Here is an 11,633-nt window from a genome sequence, read left to right on the forward strand (position 1 = left end):
TCTTGTGTCGCGAAAGGGGCGCAAGGCCGCTCCACTTTATCGTGCCAGCTTTCCAGGTACTGCATCAGCCTCAAGCCTGCGGGGGTACCTGTGGGAGCGGGCTTGTCCCGCGAAGCATCCAACACGGTGCATGGCACGGGCTTCGCCCGTGTTCGCGGGACAAGCCCACTCCCACAGGGGATTGCGCTAGATTCTGGAAATTGAGCAAGCCAGTTGTTTCCCCAGGTACTGCATCAGCCTCAAGCCAGCGGGGGTGCCTGTGGGAGCGGGCTTGCCCGGCGAAAAATCCAACACGGTGCATGGCACGGGCTTCGCCCGTGCTCGCGGGACAAGCCCACTCCCACAGGGGTCGCACTAGATTCTAAAAATTGAGCAAGCCAGTTGTGTCCCAAGGCACTGCATCAGCCTCAAGCCTGCGGGGGGACCTGTGGGGGCGGGCTTGCCCGCGATGAAGCTAAGCCGAGCTTGATCTAGGCCCGGCTCACCGCAGCCCAGCGCCGCCGGCTGAACTTCAACCGCACCCGCAGGCGCCGATGCTCGTCAGCCCCAAGCGCATCCTGCGGTATGCACTGGCTCTCCCCCACCCTTCGGCCCACCCGCTCAAAGCGCAAAACCACCAACCGTGGCAACGCTACGCTATCCCGGCACAACCGCACCGGCTGCCAGCCACAACCACGGCTGAACACCTGCCAGCCGCGCGCATCACGGCGCAGGCCGATAATGGCATGCTCATGGGTCAAAAGAATTCGTCGAGGAATCGCCCAGCCAGCGTGGGCAATACAGAAGGCAACAATAGAAAAAGCCAGCCACGCGGGCAGCGGGCTCGCCCATACGACAAGCCAGGCGAGTACCTGGCAAGCCATATAGGCCACCAGCAGCAGGCGCGAGCCTTGCCACCGGCATTCAAAGCAATCACTTGGGCTGGACACGGTCCAGAATGATGCGGACCATGCGTTGCAGCTCCGGGTCCTCGGACTCGGTGCGCTCCATGAACCAGCCGAACATGTCCTGATCCTCGCAGCTCAACAGACGCACATAGAGTTCGCGGTCAGTTTCGTTGAGGCTGGGGTAGACTTCCTGGGTGAAAGGCACCAGCAGCACGTCCAGTTCCAGCATGCCGCGGCGGCTGTGCCAGAAAAGCCGGTTGAGTTCAGTTTGTTCGACCATGGGGCCCTCCTCGAATGGCCCGCCAGTATACAGCCCGCCGAGCGAAGCGACACCGGGCGTTGGTCTAGTCAACTACCTATTTTGTTACCGGCGTTCTATGATGGCCGCCAGTCTTTAGCCACCGCGATGACCCATGGCCGATTCCGCTTTCTTCTGCCCCCTGTCCCACGAGGGCATTCTCGCCGTCCGCGGCTCCGATGCAGGCAAGTTCCTGCAAGGCCAGCTGACCTGCAACATCAACTACCTCAGCCAGGAATATGCCAGCCTCGGCGCTCGCTGTATGGTCAAGGGGCGCATGCAGTCGAGCTTCCGCATCTTGCCCGAAGGCAATGGCTACCTGCTGGCCATGGCCAGCGAGCTGCTGGACGCGCAACTGGCCGATCTGAAGAAATACGCCGTGTTCTCCAAGGCCACGCTGACCGACGAAAGCCCCGCCTGGGTGCGCTTCGGCCTGCAGGGTGGCACAGCGGCACTTCAGGCGCTGGGGCTCGACTTGCCTGCTGCCACCGGCAGCACGGTACGCCATGATGGGCTGATCGCCATTACCGTGTCCGCTGGCCGCGCAGAACTGTGGGTACCTGTAGACAACGCCGAGCCGGTGCGCCAGGCGCTTGCTGCCGCCCTGCCCGAAGGCTGCCTCAACGACTGGCTGCTGGGCCAGGTTCGCGCCGGTATCGGCCAGGTCATGGGGCCAACCCGTGAGCTGTTCATCCCCCAGATGATCAACCTGCAAGCGGTCGATGGTGTCAGCTTCAAGAAGGGCTGCTACACCGGCCAGGAAATCGTCGCGCGCATGCAGTACCTTGGCAAGCTCAAGCGTCGTCAGTATCGCCTGGCCCTGGACCAGCAGGCCATCCCTGCCCCAGGGGCCGAAATTTTCTCGCCCACTCATGGTTCGTCAGTCGGTGAAGTGGTGATTGCTGCCGGCAACGGCGCAGGCTGCGAACTGCTTGCGGTACTCAGTGCCGAAGCGGTTGAGGACGACAACCTGCACCTGGGCAGCCTGGAAGGCCCTCGCCTGCAAGTGCTGACCCTGCCTTACGAACTGGACCGCGACCGAGAAATCCAGCGCTGACCAGCCTGCCCCGCCCTGCGGCGGGGCCGCACCACCACTGCGGTAGACACGCCCATGAACAAGCTGGCCGAGATGGTTCAAGCACAATTGCTCGACGCCATCGAAAAGGATGACCTGGTCCTGCCAACCCTGCCCGAGGTTGCCTTGAGCATCCGCGAGGCGGCAGAAGACAGCGAGATCAGCGTAGCGGCCCTGAGCAAGGTGATAGGTCGCGACGCGGCCCTTTCAGCGCGCCTGATCAAAGTCGTCAACAGCCCGCTGCTGCGCGCGGCGGTCGAGGTTACCGACCTGCACACTGCGATCACGCGGCTGGGCATCAACTACAGCTGCAACCTGGCCATTGGCCTGGTAATCGAGCAGATCTTCCACGCACGCTCGCCGGCAGTTGAACAAAAATTGCGGGATATCTGGGCCAACAGCTTGGAAGTGGCAGGTATCAGCTACGAAATATGCCGACGCTACACCCACCTCAAGCCGGACCAGGCCACCCTTGGCGGGTTGGTCAACCAGATTGGCGCCCTACCGGTGCTGATCTATGCCGAAGAGCACAATGAGCTGTTGTCCGACCCGGTATGCCTGCATTACGTGATCGAGCAGATCCAGCCAGTGCTGGGTGACAAGATCCTCAAGCTGTGGGAGTTTCCGGAGCAGTTGGTCAACTTGCCAAGCCAGATGCAGGACCTGGACCGGCAGACTGACAAGGTCGATTACATCGACATCGTGCAAATCGCCCGCTGCATCAGCCAACGCGGCCGTAACCGGCCGTTGGCAGCACTGCCGGCATACCGCCACCTTGGCCTGCCGTTCGGTACCGAGCTGGAGGTAGATGAGTTACTCGAGGCGCGGAGCATGTTGCGCTGAGCCGTGTAAGCCGATGCTGGCGCCAGGGCCAGCACAGGCAACCCGTCAATCAGCGATAAAGCTCACCCGCACCCGCAACCCACCCTTGCCACCATCATGCAGGCTCACCTGCGCCAGGTGCGCCCGGCAGATCTCGCCAACGATCGCCAGCCCCAACCCGCTGCCCTGCGCACTCTTGCGGTAGAAGCGCTCGAACACCCGCTCGCGCTCGGCCTCGGGAATCCCCGGCCCGTCATCCTCCACCTCCAGCACGGCCGGCGCCAAAACCCGCAAAATCACGTTGCCGCCCGCCGGCGTATGCGCCAGGGCATTGTCCACCAGGTTGCTCAACAATTCGTTGAGCAACGTCGGCTCACCTTTCAGCCACACCGGCGCCTCAGCCTCCAGCGCCAACGCCACCCCGCGCTTGTGCGCCAGTGGTGCCATGGCCATGCCCAGCTCCCGCGCCAGCTGGCTCAGGTCCAGACGCTGGGCACCACCTTCGGCTATCGCCCGGGCGCCGTTCTCGACTCGCGCCAACGACAGCAACTGATTGGCCAGGTGGGTCAGGCGATCGGTCCCCTGGGCCGCAGACTCCAGGGTCTGCCGCCACTCCTGCGGCTCGGACGAGCGCAAGCCCAGTTCGACCCGCGCCTTGAGGGCCGCCAGCGGTGTACGCAGTTCGTGGGCCGCATCGGCGATGAACTGCGCCTGGCGCTCGAACTGGCCGCGCAAGCGTTCGGTAAAGTGGTTCAAGGCCCGCACCAGGGGGCTCAACTCCCGTTGCACCTGCACCACCGGCAACGACCGCAGGTCGTCCGGCTGGCGCTCTTCCACTGCCGTACGCAGGCGCTCCAGCGGCCGCAATGCAGCACTTACGGCAAACCACACCATCACCAACGCGCCCAACGCCAGCATTCCCAGGCGCAGCAGGGTGTCAGCCATCAACCCACGGGCCATGCGCACCCGCGCTTCCTCGGTCTCGGCTACGCGGATTTCCGCCATGCCGTTCATGTTCGGCTCGCTCACCGGCTTCAGCAAGCTGACCACGCGGACGTCCTGGCCCAGATAAGTGGCGTTGTAGAACCGCGCCAGCGCCGGGTAGTCGTCGGTACGCGGTGTGCCCGGCGGCGGCGGCGGTAGGTTCTCGTAGCCGGAAATCAGCCGCTGCTTGATATCCAGCACGGTGTAGTAAATGCGCCCGGCGCTGTCGTAGGCAAAGGTGTCCAGGGCCACATAGGGCACGTCCGCGCTCAACGACCCATCGCGCTGCGAAAGGCCGGCGGCGATGGTCCGCGCCGAGGCCAGCAAGGTGCGGTCATACGCCGTGTCGGCGGCCTCGCGGCCGTTCCAGTAGGCACTCAGGCCGCTGGCCAGCATCAGCACCACCAGCAGCAACGCCAGATTGCCGAGCAGGCGCCCGCGCAGGCTGCCATTGTCACGCATCACGGTGCTCGAGCAGGTAACCCAGGCCGCGGAAGGTGACGATGGCCACCGGTTGGCCATCAAGCTTCTTGCGCAGGCGGTGGATGTAGATTTCGATGGCGTCGGGGCTGGCCTCTTCGTCCAGGCCGAATACCTGGGCAGCCAACTGTTCCTTGCTCATCACCCGGCCCGGGCGGGCGATCAGCGCTTCCAGGACGCTCTGCTCCCGGGAGGTCAGGGTCAGGTTTTCTGCGCCCAGGGAAAAGCGCCGGGTGTCCAGGTCATACACCAGCGGACCACAACGTTGCTGGCGCTCGCCACCCAGCACGCTGCGCCGCAGCAGGGCCTTGACGCGGGCTTCCAGTTCGGTCAGCTCGAACGGCTTGGCCAGGTAATCGTCCGCGCCCAGGTTCAAACCATGGACCCGGTCCTTGACGTCGCTGCGTGCGGTCAGCATCAGCACCGGCAAGGTCTTGCCACGGCCGCGCAGACGCGCCAGCACCTCAAAACCGTCCATGCGCGGCAGGCCGACATCCAGCACGGCCACCGCATATTCCTCGCTGGCCAGGGCCAGGTCGGCAGCCACGCCGTCATGCAGCACATCCACGGTCAGGCCGTGGCTTTTCAAGGCTTGGGCAACGCTTTCGGCCAGTTGCAGGTGGTCTTCGACCAGCAGCACACGCATCGGATTCTCCTGCTCGGGTGGGGCGGTGGCGCGGAGTGTACCGCTGTCGTCAAGCCTGTGAAGCCCCTTGTAACAAACCTTTCACGCTGAAAGGTTAGCGAAAGGTTCGTTGCCTAGCATCGCACCACGGTCGCGCTTCGCGCCGAAAAAAGCACCAGCAAGGTGCAACGAATAAGAACAATAAACGGAGTCATCGACGATGCTGTCATCGCAGCCGCAGGCGTTCGCGCCTACCCGTTCGTTTGCCGCACGCCCCTCCGCCATCGCCAGCGCCCTTGCGCTTGCCGGTGTCGCCCCAATGAGCCAGGCCGCCTTCTTCGAAGACAGCACGGCCACCTTCGAAACCCGCAACATGTACTTCAACCGCGACTTTCGCGACGGCACAAGCGCGCAACAATCCAAGCGCGACGAATGGGCCCAGGGCTTCATGCTCAACTTCGAGTCGGGCTACACCGAGGGCACCGTAGGCTTCGGCCTGGACGCACTGGGCATGCTCGGCATCAAGCTCGACTCCAGCCCCGACCGCACCGATACCGGCCTGCTGCCGACCCACGATGACGGCAAGGCTGCCGACGAATACTCCAAACTTGGCCTGACCGGCAAGGTGAAGATCTCGCAGACCGAACTGAAGATCGGCACGCTGATCCCGGAACTGCCGACCTTGCAGCCCAACGATGGGCGCATCCTGCCGCAAACCTTCGAAGGCGGCCTGCTGACCTCGAAGGAAATCAAGGGCCTGACCTTCACCGGCGGGCGCCTGGACAAGGCCAAGGACCGCAACGACACCAACTGGGAAGACCTGGCCCTGAACAACAAGAACGGCCGCTTTGGTGGCTCGTTCAGCGCCGACAACCTGGCCCTGGGTGGCCTCGATTACCAGTTCACCGACCGCATCACCGGCAGCTACCACTTCGCCCAGCTCGACGATATCTACCGCCAGCACTTCATCGGCATGGTCGCCACCCAGCCGTGGGGCCCGGGCACCTTTGGCGCCGACCTGCGCCTGGCGCTCAGCGACGACGCTGGCGCCGCCAAGGCCGGCGACATCGACAACACCACGGTCAACGGCATGCTCAGCTACACCCTGGGCGGGCACAAGGTCAGTGCCGCCTGGCAGCAACTGTCCGGCGACAGCGCCTTCCCGTATGTCGATGGCGCCGACCCGTACCTGGTCAACTTCGTCCAGATCAACGACTTCGCCGGTGCCGACGAGCGCTCCTGGCAGGCGCGCTACGACTACAACTTTGCCGCCCTCGGTGTACCGGGCCTGACTTTCATGACGCGGTATATCAGCGGCGACAACGTCAGCCGTGCCGCCGGTGGTGAAGGCAAGGAGTGGGAGCGCAACACCGAACTGAAGTACGTGGTACAAAGCGGCCCGTTGAAGAACGTCGCCGTGCGTTTGCGCAACGCCACCTTCCGCTCCAACTTCGCCCGCGATGCCGACGAAGTGCGGCTGCTGGTGAGCTACAGCGTGGCCCTTTGGTAAGCCAATAGCAGTAACCCGATAACAACAACTCACGGAGATCGACGATGACCTTTTCACTGCGCCGCCTCGTCCTCGCTACCGGCTGCCTGCTGTTGGCCGGCAACGCCCTCGCTGCCGAACCGAAACGCCCCGAATGCATCGCCCCTGCCTCGCCTGGCGGTGGTTTCGACCTGACCTGCAAACTGGTGCAAAGCGCGCTGGTGCAGGAAAAGATCCTCAGCAAGCCGATGCGTGTCACGTACATGCCCGGCGGTGTCGGCGCGGTGGCCTACAACGCCGTGGTCGCCCAACGCCCGGCCGATGCCGGCACCTTGGTGGCGTGGTCCAGCGGCTCGCTGCTGAACCTGGCCCAGGGCAAGTTCGGCCGCTTCGACGAGAACGCAGTGAAATGGCTAGCGGCCGTCGGCACCAGCTACGGCGCCATCGCTGTGAAAAGCGATTCACCCTACAAGACCCTCGATGACCTGGTCGCGGCGCTGAAGAAAGACCCGAGCAAGGTCGTGATCGGCTCCGGCGGCACCGTCGGCAGCCAGGACTGGATGCAGACCGCATTGATCGCCAAGGCTGCCGGTATCAACCCGCGCGACCTGCGTTACGTGGCCCTGGAGGGCGGTGGCGAAATCGCCACGGCACTGCTGGGCGGGCATATCCAGGTCGGCTCTACCGATATTTCCGACTCCATGCCGCACATCCAGGCCGGCAACATGCGCATCCTCGCGGTGTTCTCTGAAAACCGCCTGGACGAGCCGGAGATGAAAGACATCCCCACCGCCAAGGAACAGGGCTACGACATCGTATGGCCAGTGGTACGCGGTTTCTACCTGGGGCCAAAGGTCAGCGACGAGGATTACGCCTGGTGGAAGCAGTCGTTCGACAAGATGCTGGCCTCGGAAGACTTCGCCAAGTTGCGTGACCAGCGCGAGCTGTTCCCGTTCGCCATGACCGGCGAAGAACTGGACGGCTATGTGAAGAAGCAGGTGGCTGACTACAAGGCGCTGGCCAAGGAATTTGGCCTGATCCAGTAAGCCTGCCGGATTCACCACGATCCCTGTGAGAGCGGCCTTGCGGCCGCTCTCACAGGATTTGCATCTCGCTTGCGCGTTCCCAACGAGGATTTCTTCATGATCCTGCAACGCATCTTCGCCCTGGCCCTGCTGGCGGTGTGTGCCGCCCTGGCCGTGATGGCCTGGCCCTACCAGGCAGCATTCTCCTACGAACCAGTAGGCCCGCGCGCCTACCCGCTGCTGATGCTCGGGCTGATGGGCCTGGGCCTGCTGTACCTGGTGTTCCGCCCCACGCCAATCGTGCGCAAGGACGACGAACCGGAGCTGGACCGCGAGACCCTGATCAAGATCGCCGCCTGTGTCGGCTTGCTGGTCATCTTCGCAGCCACCTTCGAGCTCCTCGGCTTCATCCTCAGCGCCATCCTCGTCGGCCTGCCCATGGCGCGCCTGTATGGCGGCCGCTGGCTGCCAAGCGCCGTCGTGGTGGTGTGCATGAGCGTCTTCCTCTACTGGCTGTTCGACCGCGTGATGGACGTGCCCCTGCCCCTTGGCCTGCTGAGCGTACTGGAGAACTGACACATGGATACCTTGAGCTACCTGGGCCAGGGCTTCGGCGTCGCCTTGTCCCCCTACAACCTGGTCACCGCCCTGTCCGGCACCCTGATCGGCACCGTGGTTGGCCTGCTGCCCGGCCTGGGCCCGATCAACGGCGTGGCACTGCTGATTCCCATCGCCTTCGCCCTGGGCCTGCCGCCTGAGTCGGCACTGATTCTGCTGGCCGCGGTTTACCTGGGCTGCGAATACGGCGGGCGCATCAGCTCGATCCTGCTGAACATCCCAGGCGAAGCCTCGACCGTGATGACCACCCTCGACGGTTACCCCATGGCCCGCCAGGGCCTGGCTGGCGTGGCGCTGTCGCTGTCGGCCTGGAGTTCGTTCATCGGCGCCTTCATCGCCACCTGCGGCATGGTGCTGTTTGCCCCGCTGCTGGCGAAATGGGCCATCGCCTTCGGCCCGGCGGAATACTTCGTGCTGATGGTGTTCGCCATTGTCGCCCTTGGCGGCATGGCCGGTGACAAGCCGCTGAAAACCTTCATCGCCGCACTGATCGGCCTGTTCCTGTCGGCAGTCGGTATCGATGCCAACAGCGGCGTGTACCGGTTCACAGGTGACAGCGTACACCTGGCCGATGGCATCCAGTTCGTGGTGCTGGTGCTGGGCCTGTTCTCGATCAGCGAAATCCTCCTGCTGCTGGAAAAGACCCACCACGGTCACCAGGCGGTCAAGGCTACCGGCCGCATGCTGTTCAACTTCAAGGAAGCCGCGTCGGTGTTCGCGGTCAACATCCGCTGCGGGCTGCTGGGCTTCGTCATGGGTGTTCTGCCTGGCGCCGGGGCAACACTGGCGAGTGCCGTGGCCTACATGACCGAAAAGCGCATGGCCGGTGAAAAAGGCACTTTCGGTAAAGGCGATGCCCGTGGCCTGGCTGCCCCGGAAACCGCCATTGGTGCATCCTGCTGTGGCGCACTGGTGCCCATGCTGACCCTCGGGGTACCGGGCTCCGGCACCACAGCGGTGATGATCGGCGCCCTGACCCTGTACAACATCACCCCTGGCCCACTGCTGTTCGAACAACAGCCAGACATCGTCTGGGGCCTGATCGCCTCGCTGTTCATCGCCAACATCATGCTGGTGATCCTCAACATCCCGATGATCCGCATCTTCACCCGCATCCTCGCCGTGCCGAACTGGGCGCTGGTGCCGGTAATTGCCATCATCACCGCGATCGGCGTTTATGCCGTGCATGCCACCACCTTCGACCTGTTCCTGATGGTCGGCATCGGCATCATGGGCTATATCCTGCGCAAGCTGGACTTCCCGCTGTCGCCGATCCTGCTGGGCTTCATCCTCGGCGGGCTGATGGAGCAGAACCTGCGCCGGGCGCTGTCGATTTCCAACGGTGAGCTAGGCATCCTCTGGTCCAGCCCGATCAGCATGTCGGTATGGGTACTGACCCTCTGCATGCTGACCCTGCCGCTGCTGCGCACCTGGCGTAAACGCGCCCAGCAGCGGCGGGCCATGGCCGATGCCTGATCGGTCTTTCCCGCTGTTCGTTGCGACCGGGCTGGTCGGCCTTGCTGGCGGTTTTGCCGCCAGCAAGGTCGGCTGGCCTTTGCCATGGATGGTCGGTTCGCTGCTGACGATCATCCTGGTGCGCTGCCTGACGCCCTGGCAACTCCCGGAAATCCCCAATGGCCGCAAATGCGGCCAGTGGATCATCGGTGTCGGCATCGGCCTGCACTTCACCCCGGCGGTGATCGAGCAGGTGGCCAGCCACTTCGCGCTGATCTTCTTCGGTGCGCTGTTCACCACCCTGTCCAGCGTGATCAGCGTGTGGCTGCTGCGGCGTACCGGTGAAGACCGCGCCACGGCGTTCTTCGCCAGCATGCCCGGCGGCTCGGGGGAAATGGTCAACCTTGGCGCACGCAACGGCGCGGTGCTCAGCCAGGTCGCAGCGGCGCAAAGCCTGCGGGTGCTGGCCGTGGTGCTGTGCATACCGGCGTTGTTCAAGTTCCTGCTGGGTGATGGGGTACCGCTGAACCACGCAGGTAGCGTGAGCTGGGGCTGGCTGGTACTCATTGCTCCGCTGGGTGTTGCGGTGGCATTGCTCTGGCAGCGCTTGCGCCAGCCCAACCCGTGGCTGTTCGGGCCATTGCTGGTGGCGGCCACGGCAAGCCTGGCGGGCAACCTGCAAATTGCGCTGCCCAATGGCGCCAGCCAGATTGGCCAGTGGTTGATCGGCAGTGGCCTGGCCTGTCACTTCAACCGTGCGTTCTTCCGCCGCGCACCCTCGTTCCTGGGGCGTACGCTGGTGGCGACGGCGTTGTGCATGGCGATTGCCGGCTGTGCGGCCTGGGTGTTGAGCGTGATGACTTCACTGGACTTGCGTTCGCTGACGCTGGGAATGATGCCAGGCGGGATTGCCGAGATGAGCCTGACGGCCGAGACCCTGCAATTGTCGGTGCCACTGGTGACGGCGCTGCAGGTGATGCGGCTGCTGTTCGTACTGTTTCTGGCGGAGCCTTTGTTCCGCGCATGGAACGCCAAAGCGCGATGACTGTGCCGGCCTTTTCGCGGATAACCACGCGCCCACAGGGACCGCAAAACGCCTGAGCCCTGCGCAGTACCCGTGGAAGCGGGCTCACCCACGATAAAGCGGCCCGCTCTGGCAGGGCCATCACAGCGGCGGCAGTGCCCAGTTGATCGGCGCCATCCCACGCTGTTCAAGGAAGCTGTTGGTCCGGCTGAAATGCCCACACCCCAGGAACCCGCGGTAAGCCGACAACGGCGACGGGTGCACCGACTTCAGCACCAGGTGCTTGGTGCCATCGATCAGTTTCTGCTTGCTCTGGGCATGCGCCCCCCACAGCAAGAACACCACATTCGGGCAGTGCTCGCTGACTACCTGGATAATCCGGTCGGTAAAGAACTCCCAGCCCTTCTTGGCATGCGACGCCGCATTCGCACGCTCCACCGTCATGGTGGTGTTGAGCAGCAACACGCCCTGCTCGGCCCAGCTCTGCAGGTAGCCATGGTTGGGGATCGGAATATTCAGGTCGCGGTGCAGCTCCTTGTAGATATTGACCAGCGACGGCGGCGTGGCCACACCCGGTTGCACCGAGAAGCACAAGCCATGTGCCTGGCCTGGCCCGTGGTAAGGGTCCTGGCCAAGGATCACCACCTTGACCTGGTCCAGCGGTGTCGAGTTGAGCGCGTTGAAGATCAGCGGCCCTGGCGGGTAGATCTCCTTGCCGGCAGCGTACTCGCCACGCAGGAACTCGCGCAGCTGATGCATGTAGGGCTGTTCGAATTCGCCGCGCAATGCGGCCTTCCAGCTCGGTTCGAGTTTGATGCGATCGTCGTCAGTCATGGGGCCTTCCATAAACA

The 11,633-nt window shown here is 63.8% G+C and carries 12 protein-coding genes; 7 read left to right on the plus strand and 5 right to left on the minus strand.

Features of this window, described 5'->3' with window-relative positions; all coding sequences use genetic code 11:
- Nucleotides 1-470: 470 nt before the first annotated feature.
- Together OO258_RS16925 and OO258_RS16930 are read right to left on the minus strand one after the other, a co-directional pair.
- The gene (locus OO258_RS16925) at nucleotides 471-929 is read right to left on the minus strand and encodes a protein YgfX (RefSeq protein WP_266031768.1); all 459 of its coding nucleotides are present in this window, start codon (nucleotides 927-929) and stop codon (nucleotides 471-473) included.
- On the minus strand, nucleotides 913-1,167 hold the full coding sequence (locus tag OO258_RS16930; RefSeq protein ID WP_110742715.1) for a succinate dehydrogenase assembly factor 2: 255 nt from the start codon (nucleotides 1,165-1,167) through the stop codon (nucleotides 913-915). Before OO258_RS16930 ends, OO258_RS16925 begins: the two co-directional genes overlap by 17 nt.
- A 133-nt stretch (nucleotides 1,168-1,300) precedes the next feature.
- On the opposite strand from OO258_RS16930, the gene OO258_RS16935 reads away from it, so the two are divergent.
- Together OO258_RS16935 and OO258_RS16940 are read left to right on the plus strand one after the other, a co-directional pair.
- Entirely contained in the window at nucleotides 1,301-2,242 is a 942-nt protein-coding gene (locus OO258_RS16935) for a YgfZ/GcvT domain-containing protein (protein ID WP_266031769.1), read from the plus strand.
- A gap of 54 nt (nucleotides 2,243-2,296) precedes the next feature.
- Nucleotides 2,297-3,103 (plus strand): HDOD domain-containing protein, encoded by an 807-nt coding sequence (locus tag OO258_RS16940; protein WP_266031770.1) that lies wholly within the window; start codon nucleotides 2,297-2,299, stop codon nucleotides 3,101-3,103.
- Between the two features lie 45 nt (nucleotides 3,104-3,148).
- Here OO258_RS16940 and OO258_RS16945 read toward each other — a convergent pair whose 3' ends face one another.
- Together OO258_RS16945 and OO258_RS16950 are read right to left on the minus strand one after the other, a co-directional pair.
- Complete coding sequence (locus tag OO258_RS16945; protein WP_266031771.1) at nucleotides 3,149-4,528, minus strand: sensor histidine kinase; 1,380 nt, start codon at nucleotides 4,526-4,528, stop codon at nucleotides 3,149-3,151.
- Nucleotides 4,521-5,192, minus strand: coding sequence for a response regulator (locus OO258_RS16950; RefSeq protein ID WP_110742711.1), 672 nt, complete (start codon nucleotides 5,190-5,192; stop codon nucleotides 4,521-4,523). The genes OO258_RS16945 and OO258_RS16950 overlap by 8 nt, the downstream gene beginning before the upstream one ends.
- A 199-nt stretch (nucleotides 5,193-5,391) precedes the next feature.
- Between OO258_RS16950 and OO258_RS16955 the strand changes: the two genes are divergently transcribed.
- From OO258_RS16955 to OO258_RS16975, 5 genes are all read left to right on the plus strand, one after another.
- A complete protein-coding gene (locus OO258_RS16955; RefSeq protein WP_266031772.1) occupies nucleotides 5,392-6,681 on the plus strand; it encodes an OprD family porin in 1,290 nt (429 codons plus the stop codon).
- Between the two features lie 44 nt (nucleotides 6,682-6,725).
- Nucleotides 6,726-7,706: a Bug family tripartite tricarboxylate transporter substrate binding protein gene (locus OO258_RS16960; RefSeq protein WP_110742709.1), complete on the plus strand. Its 981-nt coding sequence runs from the start codon at nucleotides 6,726-6,728 to the stop codon at nucleotides 7,704-7,706.
- Nucleotides 7,707-7,802: 96 nt separating this feature from the next.
- Nucleotides 7,803-8,261 (plus strand): tripartite tricarboxylate transporter TctB family protein, encoded by a 459-nt coding sequence (locus OO258_RS16965; protein WP_266031773.1) that lies wholly within the window; start codon nucleotides 7,803-7,805, stop codon nucleotides 8,259-8,261.
- A gap of 3 nt (nucleotides 8,262-8,264) precedes the next feature.
- Nucleotides 8,265-9,779 carry a tripartite tricarboxylate transporter permease gene (locus OO258_RS16970; RefSeq protein WP_110742707.1) on the plus strand — a complete coding sequence of 505 codons (1,515 nt, stop codon included), beginning with the start codon at nucleotides 8,265-8,267 and terminating at the stop codon, nucleotides 9,777-9,779.
- Complete coding sequence (locus tag OO258_RS16975; RefSeq protein WP_266031774.1) at nucleotides 9,772-10,803, plus strand: AbrB family transcriptional regulator; 1,032 nt, start codon at nucleotides 9,772-9,774, stop codon at nucleotides 10,801-10,803. The genes OO258_RS16970 and OO258_RS16975 overlap by 8 nt, the downstream gene beginning before the upstream one ends.
- A gap of 120 nt (nucleotides 10,804-10,923) precedes the next feature.
- On the opposite strand, the gene ung is transcribed toward OO258_RS16975, so the two are convergent.
- A complete protein-coding gene (gene ung / locus OO258_RS16980; protein WP_266031776.1) occupies nucleotides 10,924-11,616 on the minus strand; it encodes a uracil-DNA glycosylase in 693 nt (230 codons plus the stop codon).
- Nucleotides 11,617-11,633 lie beyond the last annotated feature (17 nt).

Source organism: Pseudomonas sp. DCB_BI, from assembly GCF_026240995.1.
Taxonomy (GTDB): Bacteria; Pseudomonadota; Gammaproteobacteria; order Pseudomonadales; family Pseudomonadaceae; genus Aquipseudomonas.